Origin of the sequence: Allobrachymonas denitrificans DSM 15123 (assembly GCF_900110225.1) — a bacterium.
GTDB classification, from domain to species: domain Bacteria; phylum Pseudomonadota; class Gammaproteobacteria; order Burkholderiales; family Burkholderiaceae_C; genus Brachymonas; species Brachymonas denitrificans.
In genome coordinates this window covers 184,832-206,546 of the sequence record NZ_FOCW01000001.1, presented here as the reverse complement: position 1 = coordinate 206,546, position 21,715 = coordinate 184,832, and the positions used below count along the sequence as shown (strand labels likewise).

Annotated in this window: 20 protein-coding genes and 1 pseudogene; 7 read left to right on the top strand and 14 right to left on the bottom strand. The window is 65.8% G+C overall.

The window, feature by feature from the left end; translation table 11 throughout:
* Nucleotides 1–56: 56 nt before the first annotated feature.
* The gene (locus BMW28_RS00995) at nucleotides 57–1,148 is read right to left on the bottom strand and encodes an efflux RND transporter periplasmic adaptor subunit (protein WP_091812898.1); all 1,092 of its coding nucleotides are present in this window, start codon (nucleotides 1,146–1,148) and stop codon (nucleotides 57–59) included.
* Between the two features lie 188 nt (nucleotides 1,149–1,336).
* Between BMW28_RS00995 and BMW28_RS00990 the strand changes: the two genes are divergently transcribed.
* The 5 genes from BMW28_RS00990 (at nucleotide 1,337) to BMW28_RS00970 (ending at nucleotide 6,063) form a co-directional block, all read left to right on the top strand.
* Complete coding sequence (locus BMW28_RS00990; protein WP_091812896.1) at nucleotides 1,337–1,714, top strand: ArsR/SmtB family transcription factor; 378 nt, start codon at nucleotides 1,337–1,339, stop codon at nucleotides 1,712–1,714.
* Nucleotides 1,715–1,787: 73 nt separating this feature from the next.
* Nucleotides 1,788–2,789: a GTP 3',8-cyclase MoaA gene (moaA, locus tag BMW28_RS00985; RefSeq protein WP_091812893.1), complete on the top strand. Its 1,002-nt coding sequence runs from the start codon at nucleotides 1,788–1,790 to the stop codon at nucleotides 2,787–2,789.
* A gap of 3 nt (nucleotides 2,790–2,792) precedes the next feature.
* Nucleotides 2,793–3,473 carry a carbonic anhydrase gene (locus tag BMW28_RS00980; RefSeq protein WP_091812891.1) on the top strand — a complete coding sequence of 227 codons (681 nt, stop codon included), beginning with the start codon at nucleotides 2,793–2,795 and terminating at the stop codon, nucleotides 3,471–3,473.
* The gene (locus BMW28_RS00975) at nucleotides 3,470–5,386 is read left to right on the top strand and encodes a type IV pili methyl-accepting chemotaxis transducer N-terminal domain-containing protein (protein ID WP_091812890.1); all 1,917 of its coding nucleotides are present in this window, start codon (nucleotides 3,470–3,472) and stop codon (nucleotides 5,384–5,386) included. The genes BMW28_RS00980 and BMW28_RS00975 overlap by 4 nt, the downstream gene beginning before the upstream one ends.
* 2 nt (nucleotides 5,387–5,388) lie before the next feature.
* Nucleotides 5,389–6,063, top strand: coding sequence for a response regulator (locus tag BMW28_RS00970; RefSeq protein WP_091815285.1), 675 nt, complete (start codon nucleotides 5,389–5,391; stop codon nucleotides 6,061–6,063).
* A 52-nt stretch (nucleotides 6,064–6,115) separates the two neighbouring features.
* Here BMW28_RS00970 and tsaA read toward each other — a convergent pair whose 3' ends face one another.
* From tsaA to modA, 6 genes and pseudogenes are all read right to left on the bottom strand, one after another.
* Entirely contained in the window at nucleotides 6,116–6,643 is a 528-nt protein-coding gene (tsaA, locus tag BMW28_RS00965) for a tRNA (N6-threonylcarbamoyladenosine(37)-N6)-methyltransferase TrmO (protein ID WP_234969917.1), read from the bottom strand.
* Nucleotides 6,644–6,706: 63 nt separating this feature from the next.
* Nucleotides 6,707–7,474, bottom strand: a complete 768-nt coding sequence (locus BMW28_RS13085) for a TOBE domain-containing protein (protein ID WP_234970014.1) — start codon at nucleotides 7,472–7,474, stop codon at nucleotides 6,707–6,709.
* Between the two features lie 201 nt (nucleotides 7,475–7,675).
* Nucleotides 7,676–8,008 (bottom strand): annotated as a pseudogene (locus BMW28_RS13080) (nitrogen fixation protein NifQ); the annotation flags it as partial.
* A gap of 76 nt (nucleotides 8,009–8,084) precedes the next feature.
* Nucleotides 8,085–8,849, bottom strand: coding sequence for an ATP-binding cassette domain-containing protein (locus tag BMW28_RS00955; RefSeq protein ID WP_091812888.1), 765 nt, complete (start codon nucleotides 8,847–8,849; stop codon nucleotides 8,085–8,087).
* Between the two features lie 4 nt (nucleotides 8,850–8,853).
* Nucleotides 8,854–9,531, bottom strand: coding sequence for a molybdate ABC transporter permease subunit (modB, locus tag BMW28_RS00950; protein ID WP_091812886.1), 678 nt, complete (start codon nucleotides 9,529–9,531; stop codon nucleotides 8,854–8,856).
* A gap of 26 nt (nucleotides 9,532–9,557) precedes the next feature.
* Entirely contained in the window at nucleotides 9,558–10,319 is a 762-nt protein-coding gene (gene modA / locus BMW28_RS00945) for a molybdate ABC transporter substrate-binding protein (protein WP_200785687.1), read from the bottom strand.
* 464 nt (nucleotides 10,320–10,783) lie between these two features.
* Between modA and BMW28_RS00940 the strand changes: the two genes are divergently transcribed.
* Nucleotides 10,784–11,638, top strand: coding sequence for a DMT family transporter (locus tag BMW28_RS00940; protein WP_200785686.1), 855 nt, complete (start codon nucleotides 10,784–10,786; stop codon nucleotides 11,636–11,638).
* A gap of 79 nt (nucleotides 11,639–11,717) precedes the next feature.
* On the opposite strand, the gene BMW28_RS00935 is transcribed toward BMW28_RS00940, so the two are convergent.
* Entirely contained in the window at nucleotides 11,718–12,614 is an 897-nt protein-coding gene (locus BMW28_RS00935) for a DMT family transporter (protein WP_091812880.1), read from the bottom strand.
* A gap of 148 nt (nucleotides 12,615–12,762) precedes the next feature.
* Between BMW28_RS00935 and BMW28_RS00930 the strand changes: the two genes are divergently transcribed.
* On the top strand, nucleotides 12,763–13,671 hold the full coding sequence (locus tag BMW28_RS00930) for a LysR substrate-binding domain-containing protein (RefSeq protein WP_234969915.1): 909 nt from the start codon (nucleotides 12,763–12,765) through the stop codon (nucleotides 13,669–13,671).
* Here BMW28_RS00930 and BMW28_RS00925 read toward each other — a convergent pair.
* The 6 genes from BMW28_RS00925 to BMW28_RS00900 form a co-directional block, all read right to left on the bottom strand.
* The gene (locus tag BMW28_RS00925; RefSeq protein ID WP_091812877.1) at nucleotides 13,652–14,212 is read right to left on the bottom strand and encodes a gamma carbonic anhydrase family protein; all 561 of its coding nucleotides are present in this window, start codon (nucleotides 14,210–14,212) and stop codon (nucleotides 13,652–13,654) included. The two genes, BMW28_RS00930 and BMW28_RS00925, sit on opposite strands and share 20 nt — an antisense overlap.
* 97 nt (nucleotides 14,213–14,309) lie before the next feature.
* Nucleotides 14,310–14,699, bottom strand: a complete 390-nt coding sequence (locus BMW28_RS00920; protein ID WP_091812875.1) for a Fur family transcriptional regulator — start codon at nucleotides 14,697–14,699, stop codon at nucleotides 14,310–14,312.
* Nucleotides 14,700–14,826: 127 nt separating this feature from the next.
* The gene (gene narI / locus BMW28_RS00915; protein WP_091812873.1) at nucleotides 14,827–15,516 is read right to left on the bottom strand and encodes a respiratory nitrate reductase subunit gamma; all 690 of its coding nucleotides are present in this window, start codon (nucleotides 15,514–15,516) and stop codon (nucleotides 14,827–14,829) included.
* Nucleotides 15,517–15,533: 17 nt separating this feature from the next.
* Nucleotides 15,534–16,202, bottom strand: a complete 669-nt coding sequence (narJ, locus tag BMW28_RS00910) for a nitrate reductase molybdenum cofactor assembly chaperone (RefSeq protein WP_091812871.1) — start codon at nucleotides 16,200–16,202, stop codon at nucleotides 15,534–15,536.
* A gap of 10 nt (nucleotides 16,203–16,212) precedes the next feature.
* Complete coding sequence (gene narH, locus BMW28_RS00905; RefSeq protein ID WP_091812869.1) at nucleotides 16,213–17,763, bottom strand: nitrate reductase subunit beta; 1,551 nt, start codon at nucleotides 17,761–17,763, stop codon at nucleotides 16,213–16,215.
* 60 nt (nucleotides 17,764–17,823) lie between these two features.
* On the bottom strand, nucleotides 17,824–21,513 hold the full coding sequence (locus tag BMW28_RS00900; protein ID WP_091812867.1) for a nitrate reductase subunit alpha: 3,690 nt from the start codon (nucleotides 21,511–21,513) through the stop codon (nucleotides 17,824–17,826).
* Nucleotides 21,514–21,715 lie beyond the last annotated feature (202 nt).

The following is a 21,715-nucleotide window of genomic DNA, read 5'->3' as shown; positions in this document are numbered from 1 at the left end:
CGGTGTCGGTCGGGGGAGTGCGGTGCTGTTCGCTCATGCCTGCCTCTCAGCCGCGCTTACTGCACGCGGGCCGCAGCCTGCGGCTGGGTCACCACACGCTCGCCCGCCTGCAGGCCGGACAGGATCTCGACCTGGTCGCCCGTGGTGCGGCCCAGGCGCACCTGGCGCAGCAGCGGGCGGTTCTTGGCGTCGAGCACGTAGAGGCCCGTCATCTCGCCGCGGCGCACGATGGACTTGAGCGGCACGCGCAGGTTCTGGCCCAGGATGGCAGAGCCACCGGCGGGGGCGGAAGCGCCCTGCGCCGCTGCGGCCGCAGCCGGCACCGGCAGCCAGACGCGGGCGAACATGCCCGGCACGGCGCGGTCCAGACCGGCCGGCAGATTGGCACGCAGTGCCTGCGTGAGCGAACGCGGATCAACCGCAGGCAGCACCTCGACGCGCGTCGGCCCAATCATGCTGCCGCCGGCATCCGGCAGCTCGACCTGGGCCTTGGCAGGATCGACACGGCCGATGACCGAGGACGGCACCGAAGCCGTGACGCGCAGGGAAGCGGGATCGTAGAGGGTGAGCAGCGGGCGGCCCGGCATGGCCATGTCGCCCAGCTCGATGGAGAGTTGCGAGATCACGCCGGCATACGGGGCCTTGACGACGTAGAAGCCGGATTGCGTGGTGGCGGCAGCGGCAGCGGCCGTCAGCGCGTTGACCTGGGCGGCGGCGGCGCGGTAGCCGGCCTCGGCCTGCTCCAGCGCGGCCTTGCTGATGTAGTTCTTGGCGGCGAGCTGGCGCTTGCGCTCCAGATCCTTGGCTGCCACATCCAGCTGGGCGCGGGCGGCGCCTATCTGGGCCTGGCTGGCAGTGGCGGCCTGGTTGGCAGCGCGGGCGTCGATGCGCAGCAGCAGCTGGCCGGCGCTCACACGCTGGCCGGCACGCACCGGCAGTTCGACCACGGCGCCGGGCACCTGCGCAGCCATGGTGGTCTGGCGCAGCGATTCCACCGTGCCTTCGTAGCTGCTCATGCTGCTGTCCGCAGCGCCGGACACGGCCACGCTCGGCAGGGTGGCGGCCAGTGCAACAGGGCCGACACCGGCACCCAAGGCCACGACGGCCAGCCAGCCGCCCAGGCGGCGCAGAAGGAATTGAGGCTTCATGGGAAACACACCTTTTGTTCAGGGATCCGGCAGGTGCAAACCACAGGCACCTGCGCAGCAGCACGGCATCCGCCACGCATGACAATTTACATTATACGTATTTGTATGAATACGCAAATTCTTAATTGCGCAATCAATTGAATAGTTGTACACTGCCAACTCTCCCACCGCCATTGTGAGCTGCCCGCATGACATCCGACGGATTGCTTCAGCATCTGCCCGCGCAAGCGCTGGAACACATTGCCAGCTACTTCCGCACCCTGTCCGAAACCACCCGCCTGCGCATCCTGAATGTGCTGCGGGCCGGTCCGTGCAGCGTGGGCGAGATTGCGGAGAAGGTCGAATCCAGCCCCGCCAACGTGTCGCGCCATCTGCTGCTGCTGGCGCAGCAGGGCTTGGTCACGCGCGAGAGCCGGGGCAACAGCGTGTTCTACAGCGTGGCCGATCCGTCCATCTTTGCCCTGTGCGACCTGGTCTGCAATCAGGTGGCGCAACGCTGGGAGGCGCATGACAGCCAGCGCGAGGCTTTCGACCAGGCGCGCAAGCAGGCGAAGAAGCGCGGCTGATCCGCCAAAGTAACTAGCCCCCTCCTCCCACTCGCCAAGTGGCAAGCGCGCCCGTGTTCCCTATAAACGGGACATGGAAGTTCCCGCCAACGCCTCCCCCGTCCTCTCCGACCCGTTTGGCCGCACGGTCGACTATCTGCGCGTCTCCGTCACTGACCGTTGCGATCTGCGTTGCAGCTACTGCATGCCACGGCGCTTTCGCGGTTTCGAGCAGCCGGAACACTGGCTGACACTGGACGAGATCACGCGCGTGGTAGCCGCCTTCAGCCGGATGGGCACGCGCCGCGTGCGCCTCACCGGTGGCGAACCGCTGCTGCGCAAGGGCCTGCCCATGCTGGCGGCCGGCATCGCCGCCCTGCCCGGCATCGACGATCTCTCGCTCACCACCAATGGCACGCAGCTGGGTCGCCAGGCCATGCTGCTGCGCTCGGCCGGCGTGCAGCGCCTGAACGTGAGCCTGGATTCGCTGCGCCACGACTGCGTGCAGCACATCACCGGCAACGACTGCCTGGATCATGTGCTGGACGGCCTGCGCGCGGCGCAACGTGCCGGCTTCGAGCGCATCAAGATCAACATGGTGCCGATTGCGGGTGTGAACGAGCACGACATCGAGCCCATGGTGGCCTTCTGCATGGAGCACGGCTTCGTGCTGCGCCTGATCGAGGCGATGCCGGTGGGCGAAAACGGGCGCAACACGCAAGGCGTGCCGCTGCTGCCGCTGCTGGATGACTTGCAACAACGCTTCGGCCTGGTGCGCTGCACCGTGCCCATGGGCGGCGGCCCGGCCCGCTACTGGACCAGCCCGGGCACCGGCTTCACGCTCGGTCTCATCACGCCACTGTCGCAGCACTTCTGCGACACCTGCAACCGCGTGCGCCTGTCGGTGGATGGCACGCTCTACCTCTGCCTCGGTCAGGAGGACAAGGTGGAGCTGCGCCAGCTGCTGCGGGCCGGCTGCAGCGATGCCGAGCTGGAGCAGGCGATCCGCCAGGCCATTGCCCGCAAGCCCGAGCGGCATGATTTTCTGGCGCGGCCGGAAAAAATCGTGCGTTTCATGTCGATGACCGGAGGCTGAGCCATGAAACACACGGTCGACCACCTGCTTGACGGCTTCAAGCGCTTCCAGCACCAGCATTTCGGTGCCGAAGGCGGCGTGTTCGAGACCCTGCGCGATGGCCAGCATCCCAGCACGCTGGTGATTGGCTGTTGCGACTCGCGCGTGCATCCGCCCATGCTGATGGACGCCGCGCCGGGCGAGGTGTTCACCGTGCGCAATGTGGCCAATCTGGTGCCGCCGAACGAGCCGGACAATCCACATGCCAGCGTGGCGGCAGCACTGGAGTTTGCCGTGCTCAGCCTCGAAGTGCAGCACGTGATCGTGCTCGGTCATTCCGGCTGCGGCGGCATCCGCGCGCTGATGCAGCGCAGCACCCTGGCCGACAGCGCGCTCGGACGCTGGCTGCGCATTGCCGAGCCGGCGCGGCGCTTTGTCTGCACGCACCATGCGGGCGTGTCGCCGGAAAGGCAGCAGGCCTTGGCCGAGCGCGCGGCGGTGCTGGTGTCGCTGGAGAACCTGCTGTCCTACCCCTGGGTGTCCGCACGCGTGGAACAGGGCCTGCTGACCCTGCATGGCTGGTATTTCGATCTGCACAGCGGCGCACTCTGGGGCTATGACACCGATGCACGCCAGTTCGTGCCGCTGGTCTGTCCGCTGGAAGCGGCGCGCGAAAAGCACGATCGCACTATGATCGCGGCATGAATCTCGACCAGCTCCCCAGTCGCCACAGCCTGAGCACCAAACTGCTGGTGCTCTCGGTGCTGTGGCTGGTCGTGGCCATGATCTCCATCGGCTTCACGCTGCTGCTGTCGTGGAAGCTCGAGGGGGGCGCTGCCGCCATCAACGACGCCGGCAGCCTGCGCATGCGCACCTACCGCACCGTGATGCTGCTGAGCCAGAACGAGCCCCCTGCGGTGATCGAGGAGCAGCGCACGAAATTCCAGACCACGCTGGACCGCCTGATTGCCGGCGATCCGGCGCGCCCGCTGTTCCTGCCCGATACGCCCGAGGTGCACGCCCAGGCCGACTGGATCCGCAACCACTGGCAGCAGCGCATGGTGCCGCTGCTGCAGCCCGGCCAGTTGCAGGCCACGGGCGCACAGACGCTGGACCGAGAGGCCGATGCCTTCGTGGACGGCATCGACCGGCTGGTGCAGCTGATCGAGATCGACAACGCCCGCAACACCTCCATGCTGCGCGTGTTCCAGCTGGTGCTGATCGGCATGGCCACCGTGGGCGCACTCAGCATGATGTATCTGCTCTACCTGCTGGTGATCCTGCCGGTGAACCAGCTGCACCAGGGCATGCAGCGGCTGAGCCAGGGCGATCTGGGCAGCCGTGTGGAGCTGGACACCCAGGACGAGTTCGGTGCGCTGTCGGAAGGCTTCAACCAGATGGCCGGCCGCCTGCAGGGACTGGTACACACCATGGAGCAGAAGGTCGCGGCCAAGACGCAGGAACTGGAAAGCAACAACCGGCAGCTGGCAGCGCTGTACCAGGTCACCACCTTTCTGCACCAGTCGCACGACCTGGAAGACACCTGCGAGGGCTTCCTGAAGCAGGTGATGCAACTGACCGGCGCCACTGCCGGTGCCGTGCGCCTGCTGGACAGCGAACGCGGCAAGATCGACGCCGTGGTGCAGGTGGGCCTGCCCGATGCCCTGCTGACGCAGCAGGAGTGCTCGCGCGTAAATGCCTGCTACTGCGGCCAGAGCGTACAGAGCGGCGAAACCGTGCTGCGCCGCATCGACCGCACGGAACACCAGGTGCCGCTGATCCCCTCCCTGCCCTGCCAGAACGCCGGCTTCGACGCCGTCACGGTGTTCCAGATCCGTGCCAACCAGCAGGATCTGGGCATCTTCACGCTGTTCTTCCGCGATGGCGAACAGCCCGGCGCCGAGACGCAGCAGTTGCTGGAGGCACTCGGCAGCCATCTGGGCGTGGCGATTGCCAACACACGCCTGGCGGCCAGCGACCGCCAGCTCGCCGTGATGGAGGAGCGCAACCTGATGGCACAGGGCCTGCACGACAGCATCGCGCAGTCGCTCTCCTTCCTCAACCTGCAGGTGCAGATGCTGGAAGCGGCCGTGGCGGCCGGCGAGAGGGAACAGGCGCAGGAGAACCTGGCCTTCATCCGTGCCGGCGTGCAGGAAAGCTACGAGGATGTGCGCGAGCTGCTGCTCAACTTCCGCGTGCGCATCAGCAAGCAGGAGTTGCCCGAGGCCGTACGCTCCCTGCTGGCGCGCTTTGAATCACAGACCGGCGTGCACACCACGCTGCGCATGGAAGGCGAAGGCCTGCCCCTGGATCCGCAGCAGCAGCTGCAGGTGATCTTCATCCTGCAGGAAGCGCTGTCGAACGTGCGCAAGCACGCACAGGCCAGTGCAGTGGCCGTTGCCATCCGCAACGAGGACGACTTTGTCATGACCATCACCGACAATGGCCGCGGCATCGATGCCGACGAGATGGAAGAGCGCCGTGCCCACCATGTGGGCCTGTCCATCATGCAGGAGCGCGCCCACCGCATCCACGCCAGCGTTACCATTCACCGCCAGGCAGAGGGCGGCACGCAAGTGTCGCTGCTGCTGCCCCAGAATCAACGGATTGCGACATGATCATGCCCGCCGACACCCCACCGCTACGCATCCTGCTGGTGGATGACCACACCCTGTTCCGCAGCGGCCTGAAGGCCCTGCTGCAGCGCCAGGGCGATTTCGAGATCGTCGGCGAGGCCGGCGACGGACTGGAAGGCGTGAAGCTGGCCGAACAGCTCAAGCCCGATGCGGTGCTGCTGGACCTGGACATGCCGGTGATGCATGGCCGCGATGCGCTGGAGCAGATCCTCAGTTCACAGCCCGAACTGGCGGTGCTGATGCTGACCGTGTCGGAAGATGGCGAGGATCTGGCCGAGTGCATGCGCCTGGGTGCGCGCGGCTATCTGCTCAAGAACATCCATGCCGATTTCCTGCTCGGCAGCATCCGCCGTGCCGTGGAGGGCGACAGCGTGCTGTCTCCCGAGATGACGGCCAAGCTGGTGCAGCGCCTGCGGGCGCCAGCGCCCACGCAGCAACCGTCCGAATACGAATCGCTCACCCCGCGCGAGCGCGAAACCCTGGCCTGGCTGGCCCAGGGCGCCAGCAACAAGCAGATCGCGCGCACGCTGGACGTGGCCGAAAGCACCATCAAGGTGCATGTGCAGAACATCCTGCGCAAGCTGAGCCTGCACAGCCGCGTGCAGGCCGCGGTGTATGCGGTGGAGAACGGCTTTGACAAGCTGGCTCGAGGCCACTGAGGCAGACGGAAAGCGCTGCGCGGCCGTTCAGAACCTGGCGGCCTGCTTGCTTCTACCGTGACGGCGATGATGGAAAGGCGTCTCCCTTGTCAACGAAGCGCTCATCAGCCTTCAGCCGCTCCACAGGCAGGTCCTTGACCCGCTCCAGCCAGCCCAGACGCACATCGGCGCGATTGTCGTAGCGCGGATAGAAGGGCTTGATGTCCAGCAGCGGCGTGCCGTCCAGCATGTCCACATCCTCGATCTCGAGCACACAGCCCTGCACGCTGCGCAGCCGCACGGTGGAGAGGCCGATGCGATTGGGCCGCTTGGGCGCGCGGGTGGCAAAGATGCCGCGCTCCTGCGTATCCATGAAGGGCACCACGCGCAATGCTGGCGCATGAATGCGGTCGAAACAGTAGACCAGCGTGAGGTGCGAGAAGCCGTCCACATCGGCCAGCCCCTCGGCATAGGCCGGATCGAGTACGATGGAGCCGCGCACGCCCTGCCCTCCGAGTGGCTGGATGGGCGCGTCGCGCACTTCCCTGAACGGGGTGTGGATGACGGCGATGGGGGTCATCACGATGGGATCGAGTGGCATGGCTGTGCCGCCTGTACGGGAGCAGGTGGTTTCAGAACTGTGGGCTGTCCGGAAGCGCCGTATTCAGACCGGCACCGCCACGATCACGCTGGACGCCTTGAACAGCGCCGTGGCCGTCTGCCCCTCGGCCAGTTCCAGCGCATCGGCGCTGCCCTGAGTGATGATGGCGGCAAGGGACTGACCCTCGCCCAGATCCAGCACCACCTCGGTATTGACCGCGCCGGGATGCACGCGGCTGATGCGGCCGCTCAGTCGGTTGCGTGCAGAGAAGCGCACGCTCTCCACCTCGGTCGCCAGCAGCACGGAGGAGGATTTCACCAGCGCAATGGCCGGGCCACCGACCTGCAGGCCGAGGCTGACCACGCTGTCGTGCGTGACGATGGCGACGAGTTCATGGCCGCCGCCAATGGCGATCACCACTTCGTCGTTGACCGCGCCGGTGTGGATGGAACGCACGGTTCCGGCGAACTGGTTGCGGGCACTGGTTTTCATGGCCATTTTCCTCATGAGCAAATAGTCGTCCGCCATGCCGGCGGCCTGTTGGGAGAGCAAGGCGAGAAACTTCTGGTGTTCGGCCTCGATCTGGCGAAAGTTTTCCACCAGCTGCTGGCCGCGCTGCGTGAGGCGCGTGCCGCCGCCGCCCTTGCCGCCGCTGCTGCGCTCCAGCAGGGGCTCGCCGGCGAGCTGGTTCATGTGGTCGATGCTGTCCCAGGCGCCCTTGTAGCTGACGCCGACGGCCTTGGCCGCGTGGGTGATGGAGCCGGTGCTGGCGATGGCTTCAAGCAGGGCCACCTGGCGGGCACCGCCGAGCAGTTCGCCCTGCACCGTCATGCTGAGCTGGCCTTGCAGGCCGATGGGCGGGCTGGCGGGCTGCGCCACTGCCTCGCTGGCAGCGTCATGCGGCTCGCCGCGGGATGCATCGTGCGACACGGGGGATCCTCCTGCGGGAACATTCATGGGGATGGCCTCCAGCCAGCGCCAGAGCCATGGCTTGTCCACCGGCTGGCCGCCCAGCGGCACACCCGGGAACCGCACCCGCAACAGCTCCTGCAAGGCCTGCGGGCTGGACAATCCGGCATCTTGCCAGAGTTCATCTTCGCCGGCGCAGGCCATGGCCAGGGCGCGCGCCATGGCGCCCAGATGCAGCCGGTCCGGGTGGGGGGCGGCGCACTCCAGCAGGCGCGCTGCCAGACGGTGCTGCCGGGGCGGCACCTGCGCGTGAAGCAGGCGGTAGCTGGCATCGGAAATGCCCTGCAGCGGCGCCAGTTCGGGATAGAGAACGGCCAGCAAGGCCAGCAGCTGCGGTTGCGGAAGACCCAGCGTCCAGGTGTAGAGCGGCACATCGCCCTGCTGGGCCGCACGCATCACGTGCATCACCATGCGCTCTGCCGAGGCCGGCTGCATGGGCGCGTCCAGGTCCGCCATCGTGAAGGGGCGGCCGTCAGGTCGCAACAGGCAGGGCACTGCGGACATGGGGCACCCCAGAGGACGCGGACGCGCGCTCCGGCCGGATCTGCCGCGCCCCGGGCGCCCCCGCCAGTTCCTCGCGCAACACCTGCCCGTCCTGCAGATGGATGATGTGATCGCCCAGCTGGCGTGCATCCTCCGGATCGTGCGTGATCAGAATCATCGGAAGCTGCAGGCGTCGCTGCAGGCTGTCCAGCTCATCGCGCAGGGCCTGGCGCAGGGCGGGATCGAGCGCGGAGAAGGGCTCATCCAGCAGCAAGGCTCCCGGTTGCGCCGCCAGCGCGCGAGCAAGGGCCACGCGCTGGCGCTGGCCGCCAGACAGCTGGTGCGGCATCTGTTCGGCCAGCGGCTCGATGTGCAGCGCTTCCAGCCACTGGTCCACCTCGGGATGGCGCACGCGCGGGCGGGGATTGCGCCAGCCGCGCTGCAGGCCGAAGCCGATATTCTGGCGCACCGTCAGGTGCGGAAACAGCGCATAGTCCTGGAACACATAGCCCACATGGCGCTGCTGCGGCGTGAGGTTGATGCCCTGCGCGGCGTCGAACAGCGCGCGGCCGGCCACGCGGATATGGCCGGCATCGGGCTGCAGCAGGCCGGCAATGGCCTTGAGCGTGAGCGTCTTGCCCGCGCCCGAACCGCCCAGCAGCACCACACGGCGATGCTCCGAGCGCCACTGCAACTGCAGATGAAAATGCCGCTCGCCCGAGTGCAGCACCTTGTCGATGGCCATGTCGAACATGCGCTCAGCCCTCCCGCGCCGCAATGCGCCCGGGCGCCAGCTTGCCCGCTGCCAGCAGGATGGCGACGCAGGTGACGGAGATGATCAGCACCAGCATGTTGGCCACATCGTCCTGCCCCGCCTGCACCGCCTCGTACACGGCAATCGACAGCGTCTGCGTCTGGTCGGGAATGCTGCCGGCGACCATCAGCGTGGCTCCGAACTCGCCCATGGCACGCGCAAAGGCCAGCAGCAGGCCGGCCAGGATGCCGCGCCAGGCCAGCGGCAGCGTCACGCGCCAGAGCACACCCCACTCGCTCACGCCGAGCACGCGCGCGGCCTGTTCCAGCCGGCCGTCCACCGCCTCGAACGCGGCGCGAGCCGGCTTGAACACCAGCGGAAACGCCACCACGCTGGCGGCAATCACCGCGCCCTGCCAGGTGAAAATCAGGTTGATGCCGAAGGTGTCCTGCAGCCAGCCGCCCAGCCAGCCCTTGCGGCCCAGCAGCACCAGCAGGTAGTAGCCAAGCACGGTAGGCGGCATCACCATGGGCAGCGTCAGCACGGTATCGAGCAATTCACGCCCCGGAAAGCGCTTGCGCGCCAGCAGGTAGCCGACAGCCACGCCCAGCACCAGATCGACCAGCGTGGCCAGCCCCGCCACCTTGAGCGAGAGGGTCAGTGCGGATGCGACCTGGTCCATGGTGGTTCAGATACCGGCGTGGAGACTCAGGGCTTGCTGAAACCGTAGCGCTGCAGCACGGCCTGGCCTTGCGGCGACAGCACATAGCGGGCAAAGCGCTTGGCTTCGACCTGCTGCTGGCTGGTGCCGATGGTGGCGATCGGGTAGCTCACCGGCTTGGTGGTGGGCACGGTGAACAGCGCGCGCACCTTCTGCGGCATGATGGCTGCGTCGGTGGCGTAAACGAACCCGGCCTCGACCTCGCCGCGCGCCACATAGTCGAGCGACTGGCGCACGCTTTGCGTGTTGATCACCTTGGGCTGCAGTGCCGTCCACTGGCCGGCGGTCTCCAGCGCCTGCTTGCTGTAGCGGCCCACCGGCACGCTGTCGGGGTTACCGACGGCGATGCGCTTGACGTCGGCACGGCGCAGGTCAGCCAGGGTGCGCAGCGGCAGCTTGCTGTCGGCAGGCACGATCAGCACCAGGGTGTTGCGGGCAAAGTCCTGGCGTGTGCCGGCCTGCAGCAGGCCCTGCTGCTGGGCCTTGTCCATGGTTTCCTGGTCGGCCGAGGCAAACACGTCCACCGGTGCGCCCTTGGCAATCTGCTGCAGCAGCGGACCGGAGGCGGCAAAGTTGAAGCGCACCTTGGCATCGGGATACTGCTTTTCGTAGGCCTGGCCGATGTCCTTGAAGGCATTCGTGAGGCTGGCGGCAGCCGACACGGTGATTTCGGCCGCGTGCGAGAGGGCGCTGGCGCCGAGCAGGGCCAGTACGGACACGGCGCGAAGAACGGGACGGAAGCGGGACATGGGCAGAATCTCCTAGGGAAATGCGTTATGTAGACGAATATATCACGCCCCGTTTTTTCCGGTATCCGCCGAAAGAGCTAGGCCTTGTCCCGTCGCACCGCACCGCCAGCGGTATCGCAGTAACTGCCAGTGCACGCACCCGCCACAAAACCTGCCACTCCGGGCAGGAAGCTGCTACCATTTCAGACAACTTTCCTGTTTCGACATCTCCCATGGCACCGTCCGCACTCTCCATCCCATCGTTCGCATTTCTGCGCAGCAGGGGTGTGCGCGTGCACGCAGCCAATCCTCCCCTTCCCTCTTCTGTCGCGCCACCGCCCGGCAGCGTCGTGACTGGCGTCCATCCGCCGCGCGTCGTTGTGCACGGCTGACCGGCCACTTCGCACCCCCGTTTTCATCCTTTGTGGCACTGCGCCTTGCAGCGCCTAAACGGGGCTGGTTCGTTTCTGACAGATGAGGGTTTCATGTCTTCACAATCTTCCCGATGGGCGGCGCCTGCCGCCATGTCCTCCTTCGTGCTGCTCTGGGGCAGCGCGGCCATTTTCACCCGCTGGGGCCTGGACCATGGCTCCGTCTTTGCCCTGCTGATCCTGCGCTTCGCCATGGCGCTGGGGGTGCTGCTGATCATTGGCGTGCCACGCAGGCAATGGCTGCCCGAGCCCGGCACCCGCTGGCAGGTGGCCAGCACCGGCCTGCTGATGATCGGCTTCTATTCGGTCTGCTACTTCCAGGCCATGGCGCACGGCGTGACGCCGGGGCTGCTGGCCACGCTGCTGGGCGTGCAGCCCATCCTGACGCTGCTGCTGACCGAGCGCCGCTTCTCCGCCGCGCGCCTGTCGGGCCTGCTGCTGGCACTGGGTGGTCTGGTGCTGGTGGTGTACCAGAGTCTGGTGCTGACCAGGCTGTCCGGTCTCGGCATGGCATTTGCACTGGGTGCTCTGCTCTGCACTACTTTCGGCGCGCTGCTGCAGAAGCGCATCCGGCAGGCACCGGCCCAGGTGCTGCCGCTGCAGTATCTGGTGACGCTGCTGCTGTATCTGCTGGTGCTGCCCACCCAGCCCTTCCACTTCGAGTGGAGCCCCGATTTCCTGATTCCGCTGCTCTGGCTGGGTCTGGTGATTTCGGTGGTGGCGCAGCTGCTGCTGTACCGCCTGATCCGCAGCGGCAATCTGGTGAACGTGACCAGCCTGTTCTATCTGGTACCGGTGGTCACGGTGATTCTGGACTTCCTGATCCTCGGGAACGCCATGCCGGCCCTGGCCGTGGCCGGCATGGTGGCCATCCTGGCGGGGCTGCTGCTGGTGTTCCGGCGAAGCTAGACCCCGCCGCCCCGCCGCCCCGCCGCCCCTCCGCCCCTCCGCCCCTCCGCCCCTCCGCCCCTCCGCCAGGCAGGCTGCCTCAGGCGTCATTCCGGGGTTGTCCGGCGGCGGCTGGCGCGTGCTTCGCCAGCCGCCGGTTGCGCCCCAGGGTCAGCACAATGGCTGCAGCCAGAATGAGGCATCCGCCCGCTGCTGCAGAGACTGTGAGCTGTTCGCGCAGGAATACGACACCCAGGATCACGGTGACCACCGGCTCCAGTGTGGACAGCACGGCTGCCTGGGTGGGGCCGATGCGTTTCAGGCCGGCGACAAATGCCGCAATCGCCACCGCAGTCCCGAAAACCGCCACCCCCACGGTGGCAGCCCAGGAAGCAGGACTGTTCGGCCAGTGCTGCCCGCCCTGCATGAAAGAGAGCGCAAAGCAGCACACCGCCGCCGTACTCAAGACCACGGTGGAACAGGCCACGGCGTCCCCCTCCATGTGCTTGCGGCTGCCGATCAGGATGTAGCCGCTGTAGCACACGGCTGCCACAAAGGCCAGCAACAGCCCCGTGCCTGAGCCCTGTGTGCTGCCTCCCAGCACCAGATACAGGCCCAGCGAGGAAAGCACCAGGGTGCCTGCTTCGGGCCAGCCGAAACGATCCAGACGCAGCGCGAACGCGGCCAGGGCCACCAGAATGGGATAGACATACAGCACCAGGGCCACGGTCGCCGAGGGTGCATGGTGCAGGGCGCCGAAGTAGCCCCATGCCATCGCCGTATAGACCACGCCCATGCCGGCGTAGCTGCGCAAGGCCCGGCCACGCGGAAAACGCGCACCCCGCACCACCGCGAGGGCTCCCAGCAGCGAAGCCGCAATCACGAAGCGCAAGGTCAGCAGGCTGAAGGTATCCACCCCGTCGGCATAGGCCATGTTGGCAAACAGGGCCATCGAGCCGAAGCCGATGGCGGAAATCAGAACAAACAACGCGCCCATGGCAGATCCACTCCCTCTGGCTGGCTCAATTTCAATGAGCCTTTTTCAAGACACCGCTAATTTATCCGGCGCCAAACTGGAGTACAAATGAATACTCTGCCGCCTGAGGCTCAATGGAATTGATGCTATGTCCAGAACACTTCCGCCCATGCTTGCGATCCGGGCGTTTGAAGCTGCCGCCCGCCATGGCAGCTTCGTGCGTGCCGGCGAGGAGCTGTGCGTTTCCGCCGGCGCCGTGGGGCACCAGGTGCGGCTGCTGGAGGAATGGCTGGGGCGCCCGCTGTTCGAGCGCAAGGCGCGCTCGGTGGAGCTGAACGAATCAGGGCGCCGCTACTTTGTGGAGGTGCACCAGCTGCTCGAGGAGCTGGAACGTGCTTCCCTGGCGCTCCGCAGGACGGACGACGATACCCAGGTCACCGTCACGGCCATGCCGTCGTTCGTCACCCGCTGGCTGATGCCGCGGCTGGGCCGATTCACGGCCCTGCAACCGCACATCGAGGTGCGCGTGCTGGGCTCGGTGCCCCACGTCGATTTCGCCAGGGACCACGTCGATCTGGCGATCCGGCTGGGCTCCGGTACCTACCCCGGGCTTGTGTCGGACATGCTGCTGCCGGAAACCTACCACGCCGTGGCGCATCCATCCCTGGCCGCACAGATCTGCCGCCCCGCAGACGTGACCGCTTTTGCCCTGCTGCATGACGAATACGAGCAGCGGATTCCGGCACAAGTGGATTGGCCACGCTGGTGCGCCGCGCAGGGCCTGCAGGTGCCAGCACAGCGTCTGCGTCAGGGGCTGCGGTTTTCCCATACGTATCTGACGCTGGATGCCGCGGCGGCTGGTGCAGGGCTGGCGGTAGCCTCCGACGTGCTTGCCGGAGAGGCCCTGAAACTGGGGCAACTCCAGTACCTTCCCGGAACCCCCGTGAAAGGCCCCTACGAGTACTACCTGGTGCACCCTCCGGCGGCTGCGCACCGCCCCCAGGTGCAGGCGGTGTGCGACTGGTTGCGCCAGGAGGCTGCAGACTTCCGGCGTGATGTCAGAACTCGTTCTGAATAGCCTTGTAGCCCTGCACCAGCGCGTTGTTGGTGCGTGCCACATCCTCGGAAAACTCGCTGGCGTCGGCCGGCACCTGCGGCAGCGAGGCCAGGTCGGTATCCGGCCCGATGCGCTCGGTGGAGTGCACGTAAAAGCCGGCCGGCAGATGCACACCATCCACCACCGCGTTGTAGCGCACCACGCAGCCATCATCGATGGTGCAGTTGAACAGCACGCTGTTGAAGCCGATGAACACGCCATTGCCCACGGTGCAGGGGCCGTGCACGATGGCGCGGTGGGCGATGGAGGTGCGCTGGCCGATGGTCACGGCCGCACCGGACTTGGAGTGGATCACCACGCCATCCTGGATGTTGGAATGGGCACCGATCACCAGTGGCTCGATCTCGCCGCTGGCGTTCATCTCGTCGGCACGGATCACGGCATAGGGGCCGATGAACACGTTCTCTTCCACGATCACCTTGCCGCACAGGATGGCGGTGGGATCGACGAAAGCGCTCGGGTGGATCTGCGGCAGGTCGCCGCGGGGGTTCTTGCGGATCATGGGGACTTTCCTGGAATGGTGGCGCCGGAGCCGGCGTGCAGGCGTGACAAGGCACACCGCAGACGGCGTGGCCGGCGGGGTTGAGAAAACGGGAGGGTCAGGGAGCGCCGGCGCAGGCGGCGCACTGGCCGTGCAGCTCGATGGCGGTCTTGCGCAGGGCAAAAGCGCTGCTCCTGGCCCAGCGCCCCAGCGCGCGACCGAGTGCCGCATCGTCGAACTCGTCCACGGCGCCGCAGTCATCGCAAATGGCGAAGGCGGCGTGGCCCGGCCTGCAGGTGAGCGGCTGCGTGCAGGCCACGTAGGCGTTGAGGGAGTCGAGACGATGCACCAGACCGAGCGCCATCAGCTTGTCCAGCGCGCGGTAGACCTGCGTGGGTGCGCGCACGCCGGCATCACGTGCACCATCCAGCAAGGCGTAAGCCGTGAGCGGACGTGTGGCGACACGCAGAAGCGTGAGGAGATGGTGCTGGGCGGAGTTGAGTTGCATGGAACAGGCTGCAGCGTAACGCGTCCCCAAAAACTGCGTCGACTGTAATGTTATAACAAGCCCGCACAAAAAAAGCCGCCCGGAAGGGCGGCCAGAGGTGAACCGATTTTCTCTTTCTCTACAGCAATCACACGCGGCGCGGGCGCACCAGCTGCCAGGCGCGCGTCAGGTAGCTCACGCTGGCAAAGCCGCTCCACACGTGCACCAGACGGGTGAACGGGAAGATCACGAACAGCGTCATGCCCATGAACAGGTGCAGCTTGAATACCCAGGAAGCCTCGGCAATGAAGCTGGCGGCATCACCACGGAAGGTGACGATGTGCTGTGCCCAGGTCATCAGGGTGACCATTTCGTGGCCGTCCAGATGACTGGCCGAGACGGCAATGGTGGACAGGCCCAGCAGCAGCGTGGCCAGGATCCACAGCATCACCAGCTTGTCGCGCCAGGTGGTGTTGGCGGCCAGGCGCTCGTTGCCGAAGCGGCGGGCCAGCAGCATCAGCACGCCGATCAGGCACATGACGCCAAAGATGCCGCCCATGACCATGGCAAACACCTGTTTCTGGCCGTGGGTGATGCCGAGTGCGTCCCACACGGCAACCGGCGTCAGCAGGCCGAACAGGTGGCCGAAGAACAGCCCCAGGATGCCGACGTGGAACAGGATGTTGGCCACGCGCAGGTTGCCGCTGTACAGCACCTGGCTGGACTCGCTCTTCCACGAGTACTGCTCGCGGTCGAAGCGCAGCAGGCTGCCGAGCAGGAAGATGCTCAGCGCGATGTACGGATAGATTCCGAAAACGAATTGGTGCAGATAGCTCATGAGGATTCTCCCCGCTCTCAGCAGGCGGCCGGCGAGGCGGGCCGCTGCGCATAAAAGTTGATCGGTGCCACGGCCGGCAGGCCGCCCATGGCGGGCTTGAGCAGCGGCTCGATACCGTCCGCGCCGGGGCCGAAGGTTTCCAGTGCTTCGTCCATGTCGCGCACGGGCGGCACGGTCAGCGGCAGCGGCGCCACCGGCGACAGGCTGACTACGGCCTGCAGCACGCCGGCATAGGGCGAGCCATTGCCCTGCAGCTTGTCGGCCACGTGGTGCAGCACGTGCACGGCATCGCCCAGCAGGCGCGCGGCCTCGTCCGGTTCGCACTGCGACAGGAACTCGAGGAACAGCGGCACATAGTCCGGCAGCTCGTCGCTCACCGATTCGAAGCCGTGCGCCTTGTACTCTTCCAGCAGATCCACCATGGCCTGGCCGCGCGCGCGGTCCTCACCGTGGATGTGCTCGAACAGGTGCAGCGAGTGCGCAGGGTTGCGGTCGAAGGTCGCCACATAGCTTTCCTGCAGCGTGATCAGCTCGCCCTGCTGCAGCGTGGCGAGCAGCGGCTCGACCGCTGCCAGCAGCGCCGGCGTACCCGTCAATGCAGCTTTGATTTCAGGCAAAGCCTCTATCAGTTCCTGTTCGGGATAACACAGCAGCGCAGAGAATGCACGGTAATGCAAAGCAGTCATCACATCCTCCTCATTTCTCGCGGTTGGCCTTGAGTTGCTTGCGCATGTCGTGGAAGACGATGGGCGAAGCCTTCTTGCGGCCGAACAGGCTTTCCTGGCTGGTGCCGGTGGAGCAGCCGTTGCCGAAGGTGAAGCCGCAGGCGGCCTTCTCGTCGAAGGTGTTTTCCACCAGTTCCTTGTGCGAAGTGGGGATCACGAAGCGGTCTTCGTAGTTGGCAATGGCCATGATCTGGTACATCTCTTCCACCTGCGCGCCAGAGAGGTGAGTGCCGGCCAGCGTGCTTTCGTCGCTGACCTTTTCCACGCTCTTCTTGCGCATGTAGCGGCGCATGGCGACCATGGTTTCCAGCGCCTGGATCACCGGTTCCTCCTTGCCTGCCGTGAGCAGGTTGGCCAGGTACTGGATCGGGATGCGCAGGTCCTTCACGTCGGGGATGACGCCGTTCTCGCCGATCAGGCCGTTTTCCATGGCGCTCTGGATCGGGGACAGCGGCGGGATGTACCACACCATGGGCAGGGTGCGGTATTCCGGGTGCAGCGGGAAGGCGACCTTCCACTCCATCGCCATCTTGTAGACGGGCGATTTCTTCGCAGCGTCCAGCCAGGCTTCGGGGATGCCCTGCTTGCGGGCTTCCTCGATGATGGCGGGGTCGTTCGGGTCGAGGAACAGGTCGAGCTGGGCCTGGTACAGGTCCTGCTCGTCCTTCATGCTGGCGGCAGTCTCGATTTTGTCGGCGTCATACAGTAGCACGCCCAGGTAGCGGATGCGGCCCACGCAGGTTTCGGAACACACGGTGGGCTGGCCGGCCTCGATGCGCGGATAGCAGAAGATGCACTTCTCGGCCTTGCCGCTGGTCCAGTTGTAGTAGATCTTCTTGTACGGGCAGCCGCTGATGCACATGCGCCAGCCGCGGCACTTGTCCTGGTCGATCAGCACGATGCCGTCGTCCTCGCGCTTGTAGATCGAGCCGGAAGGGCACGATGCCACGCAGGTGGGGTTGAGGCAGTGCTCGCACAGGCGCGGCAGGTACATCATGAAGGTGTTCTCGAAGGCCGAGTACATCTCCTTCTGGATGCCGTCGAACAGGGCATCCTTGGCGCGCTTGGCAAACTCGCCGCCAAGGTCGTCTTCCCAGTTCGGGCCCCATTCGATCTTGTCCATCTTCTTGCCGGTCAGCACCGACACCGGACGTGCCGTAGGCGGCGTCTTCATCTCGGGGGCGTTCTGCAGGTGCTCGTAGTCGTAGGTGAACGGCTCGTAGTACTCGTCGATCTGCGGCAGGTTGGGGTTGGCGAAGATGTTGGACAGGATCTTCGCCTTGCCGCCCTGTTTGGGCTGCAGCTTGCCGTTGTCGTCCAGCACCCAGCCACCCTTCCATTGCTCCTGGTCTTCCCAGTTCTTCGGAAAGCCGATGCCGGGCTTGGTCTCGACGTTGTTGAACCAGGCGTATTCCACGCCGTCGCGGCTGGTCCAGACGTTCTTGCAGGTGACCGAGCAGGTGTGGCAGCCGATGCACTTGTCGAGGTTGAGCACCATGCCGATTTGCGCTCTGATTTTCATTGCTGATTCTCCGGAATTCTTGCTGTGGGCAGCGGGCCGATCGCTCCGCCCGCGGGTGCCTTACTTGGGCTGGTCCATCCAGTCCACGTTCTTCATCTTGCGCACCACCACGAACTCGTCGCGGTTGGCGCCCACGGTGCCGTAGTAGTTGAAGCCGTAGCTGTACTGGGCATAGCCGCCGATCATGTGGGTGGGCTTGGTCACGGCGCGCGTCACCGAGTTGTGGATGCCGCCGCGCTTGCCGCTCATCTCGGCGCCGGGCACGTTCACGATCTTTTCCTGGGCGTGGTACATCAGCGTCATGCCCTTGGGAATGCGCTGGCTGACCACCGCACGGGCGGTGAGCGTGCCGTTCACGTTGAACACCTCGATCCAGTCGTTGTCGACAATGCCGGCCTCCTGGGCGTCCTTCTCGCTGATCCACACGTGCGGGCCGCCGCGCGAGAGCGTGAGCATGCGCAGGTTGTCGCTGTAGGTGCTGTGGATGCCCCACTTCTGGTGCGGCGTGAGGAAGTTCAGCAGGATTTCGGTGTTGCCGTTGGGCTTGTGCCTGTGCACGGCGGCCGTGGTCTTCAGGTCGACCGGCGGCTTGTACAGGCACAGGCCTTCGCCGAAGGCGCGCATCCACTGGTGATCCTGGTAGAACTGCTGGCGGCCGGTCAGGGTACGCCACGGGATCAGCTCGTGCACGTTGGTGTAGCCGGCGTTGTAGCTCACTTCCTCGCTTTCCAGGCCGGACCAGATCGGCGAGGAAATGATCTTGCGCGGTTGCGCCTGGATATCGCGGAAGGTGATGTGGTCATGCTCGCGCGGGATGGCCAGATGCGTGTGGTCGCGGCCGGTGATCTTGCTCAGCGACTCCCAGGCCTTGACGGCGACGTGGCCGTTGGTTTCGGGCGCCAGCGTGAGAATCATCTCGGCGGCGTCGATGGCGGTGTCCAGCCGCGGCTGGCCCTTGGCCACGCCGTCCTGCACCACCTTGTTCATGGCGCGCAGCTTCTCGATTTCGTGGCCGGTTTTCCAGGCCATGCCCTTGCCGCCGTTGCCCGCCTTTTCCATCAGCGGGCCGATGGAGGTGAACTTCTGGTAGATCGCCTTGTAGTCGCGCTCCACCACCGTCATGGCCGGCATGGTCTTGCCGGGGATGGGTTCGCACTCGCCCTTCTTCCAGTCGCGCGGATCGAAGGCCTGGCCCAGTTCCTGCGGGGTGTCGTGCATCAGCGGGGTGAGCACCAGATCCTTCTGCACGCCCAGGTAGTCGCCGCCGACTTCGCTGATGGCCTTGGCAAAACCCTTGTAGATTTCCCAGTCGGTCTTGCTCTGCCACAGCGGCTGCACGGCCTCGCTCAGCGGGTGGATGAAGGGGTGCATGTCGGACGTGTTCAGGTCGTCCTTCTCGTACCAGGTGGCCGTGGGCAGCACGATGTCGCCGTACAGGCAGGTGGTGCTCATGCGGAAGTCCAGCACCACCAGCAGGTCCAGCTTGCCTTCGGCAGCCGGACGCACGGTGATTTCGGTCGGCGTGATGCAGTTGGCCTCGTCGCTCATCAGCGCGTTCTGCGTGCCGAGCAGGTACTTCAGGAAGTACTCGTGGCCCTTGCCGGAGGAGCCCAGGATGTTGGAACGCCACACGAACAGGTTGCGCGGGAAATTCTTCGGGTTGTCCGGGTCGTTGCAGCTCATGTCGAGCGTGCCGTCCTTCAGGCCCTGCACCGTGTAGGCCACCGGATCCTGGCCGGCCGCTTCGGCCTGGCGCGTGATGTCCAGCGGGTTGGTGCTGAGTTGCGGCGCAGAGGGCAGCCAGCCCATGCGCTCGGCCTTGGCGTTGTAGTCGATCAGGGACATGTTGGCCATGCTGCCGTCGGCGGTCGGGCACAGGATCTCGTTCACGCCGAGCTTCTCGTGGCGCCACTGGCTGGTGTGCGCGTAGAAGAAGCTGGTGCCGTTCATCTGGCGGGCCGGTCGGTTCCAGTCGGCGCCGAAGGCCAGCGGCGCCCAGCCGCTTTGCGGGCGCAGCTTTTCCTGTCCCACGTAGTGCGCCCAGCCACCACCGCTCTGGCCGATACAGCCGCACAGCATCAGCATGTTGATGATGCCGCGGTAGGTCATGTCCATGTGGTACCAGTGGTTGAGCGCGGCCCCCACGATGACCATGCTCTTGCCCTGGGTCTGGTCGGCGTTCTGCGCAAACTCGCGTGCCACCTGGATCACCATCTCGGGCTTCACGCCGGTGTGCTTCTGCTGCCAGGCCGGGGTGTAGGGCACATCGTCCATGTAGCTGCTTGCCACATTGCCGCCGCCCAGGCCGCGGTCGATGCCGTAGTTGGCGGCCATCAGGTCGAACACGGTGGCGACCAGCGCGGTACTACCATCGGCAAGCGTGATGCGCTTGGCCGGCACGTTGCGGGTGAGCAGCTCATCATGCTCGGCGCCGAAGTACGGGAAGCCGACGCCGACCACCTCGTCCTGCTGCCCCAGCAGCGTGAGCTGGCCCTGGATTTCGCGGGCGGTGGCGCCGTCGCGATGCTCCAGGTTCCACTTGCCGGTCTTGCCCTCGGGCTGGCCCCAGCGGAAACCGATGGAGCCGTTGGGCGCCACGATGTCGCCCGTGTTCTCGTCGATCAGCAGCGTCTTCCAGTCCGGGTTGTTGTCTTCGCCCAGGCCGCCCTCCAGATGGCTGGCGCGCAGGAAGTACTCCGGCAGATAGCGGCCGCCCTCCTCCTTCAGGCGCACCAGCATGGGCATGTCGGTCAGGCGGCGGATGTAGTCGGTGAAGTAGCTGCTCTGCTTGTCGAGGTGGAATTCCTTGAAGATCACATGGCCCATGGCCATGGCGAGCGCAGCATCAGTGCCCTGCTTGGGCGCCAGCCAGATGTCGCCGAATTTGGCCATCTCGCCGAAATCGCTGGACACGGCCACGGTCTTGGTGCCCTTGTAGCGCACCTCGGTGTAGAAGTGGGCATCGGGCGTGCGCGTCATCGGCACGTTGGAGCCCCACACCATCAGGTAGGTGGAGTTGTACCAGTCCGCCGATTCGGCCACGTCGGTCTGCTCGCCCCAGATCTGCGGGCTGGCCGGCGGCAGGTCGCAGTACCAGTCGTAGAAGGACAGCGGCACGCCGCCGATCAGGCTCAGATAGCGGCTGCCCGCTGCGTAGCTGACCATGGACATGGCCGGAATCGGCGAGAAGCCGATCACGCGGTCCGGGCCGTAATTCTTGATGGTGTAGGCGTTGGCGGCTGCCACCATCTCGTTCACTTCGTCCCAGCTGGCGCGCACAAAGCCGCCCTGGCCACGGCGGGACTTGTATTCCTTGGCCTTTTCGGGGTTCTGGCTGATGCTTTCCCAGGCATCGATGGCGCCCATGCTCTTGCGCGCCTCGCGCCACATCTGCATCAGCTTGCCGCGCACCATGGGGTACTTCACGCGCTGTGCCGAGTACACGTACCAGCTATACGATGCCCCACGCGGGCAGCCGCGCGGCTCATGGTTGGGCAGGTCGGCCCGGGTGCGGGGGTAGTCGGTCTGCTGGGTTTCCCAGGTGATCAGGCCGTTCTTCACGTACACCTTCCAACTGCAGGAGCCGGTGCAGTTCACGCCGTGCGTGCTGCGCACGATCTTGTCGTGCTGCCAGCGCTGGCGGTATGCGTCTTCCCACTGGCGGTCTTCTTTCACCACCGCGCCGTGGCCGTTCGAGAAGGTGGCTTTCACCTTGCTCATGAATTTCAATCGGTCGAGAAAATGGCTCATGGTGCCTCCGTTTGCGCCAGGTGCGGCACCGCGCCGCCTGCCTGGTCCATGGATACAAGTCTAGAAATTCGCGGGGTTTTGCCCTATTCGCCGGTGGGCCGGTCGCAGGCGGCAGACGGTGGACCGGATCTACGCCTTTCGGGGGAGAGGCCCATGCCCTTCACCACCGTCCTGCTGCCTGCAGGGTTGCCATGCCAGGGCC

Coding starts and splice junctions, on each gene's coding strand:
- narH (WP_091812869.1), bottom strand. CDS start 17,763: ATGAAAATCAGAGCGCAAATCGGCATGGTGCTCAACCTCGACAAGTGC.
- moaA (WP_091812893.1), top strand. CDS start 1,788: ATGGAAGTTCCCGCCAACGCCTCCCCCGTCCTCTCCGACCCGTTTGGC.
- BMW28_RS00935 (WP_091812880.1), bottom strand. CDS start 12,614: ATGGGCGCGTTGTTTGTTCTGATTTCCGCCATCGGCTTCGGCTCGATG.
- BMW28_RS00930 (WP_234969915.1), top strand. CDS start 12,763: ATGCTTGCGATCCGGGCGTTTGAAGCTGCCGCCCGCCATGGCAGCTTC.
- BMW28_RS00925 (WP_091812877.1), bottom strand. CDS start 14,212: ATGATCCGCAAGAACCCCCGCGGCGACCTGCCGCAGATCCACCCGAGC.
- narJ (WP_091812871.1), bottom strand. CDS start 16,202: ATGACTGCTTTGCATTACCGTGCATTCTCTGCGCTGCTGTGTTATCCC.
- BMW28_RS00920 (WP_091812875.1), bottom strand. CDS start 14,699: ATGCAACTCAACTCCGCCCAGCACCATCTCCTCACGCTTCTGCGTGTC.
- modA (WP_200785687.1), bottom strand. CDS start 10,319: ATGTCCCGCTTCCGTCCCGTTCTTCGCGCCGTGTCCGTACTGGCCCTG.
- BMW28_RS00995 (WP_091812898.1), bottom strand. CDS start 1,148: ATGAAGCCTCAATTCCTTCTGCGCCGCCTGGGCGGCTGGCTGGCCGTC.
- BMW28_RS00940 (WP_200785686.1), top strand. CDS start 10,784: ATGTCTTCACAATCTTCCCGATGGGCGGCGCCTGCCGCCATGTCCTCC.
- BMW28_RS13085 (WP_234970014.1), bottom strand. CDS start 7,474: ATGACGGTGCAGGGCGAACTGCTCGGCGGTGCCCGCCAGGTGGCCCTG.
- tsaA (WP_234969917.1), bottom strand. CDS start 6,643: ATGCCACTCGATCCCATCGTGATGACCCCCATCGCCGTCATCCACACC.
- BMW28_RS00970 (WP_091815285.1), top strand. CDS start 5,389: ATGCCCGCCGACACCCCACCGCTACGCATCCTGCTGGTGGATGACCAC.
- BMW28_RS00990 (WP_091812896.1), top strand. CDS start 1,337: ATGACATCCGACGGATTGCTTCAGCATCTGCCCGCGCAAGCGCTGGAA.
- BMW28_RS00900 (WP_091812867.1), bottom strand. CDS start 21,513: ATGAGCCATTTTCTCGACCGATTGAAATTCATGAGCAAGGTGAAAGCC.
- modB (WP_091812886.1), bottom strand. CDS start 9,531: ATGGACCAGGTCGCATCCGCACTGACCCTCTCGCTCAAGGTGGCGGGG.
- BMW28_RS00955 (WP_091812888.1), bottom strand. CDS start 8,849: ATGTTCGACATGGCCATCGACAAGGTGCTGCACTCGGGCGAGCGGCAT.
- BMW28_RS00980 (WP_091812891.1), top strand. CDS start 2,793: ATGAAACACACGGTCGACCACCTGCTTGACGGCTTCAAGCGCTTCCAG.
- BMW28_RS00975 (WP_091812890.1), top strand. CDS start 3,470: ATGAATCTCGACCAGCTCCCCAGTCGCCACAGCCTGAGCACCAAACTG.
- narI (WP_091812873.1), bottom strand. CDS start 15,516: ATGAGCTATCTGCACCAATTCGTTTTCGGAATCTATCCGTACATCGCG.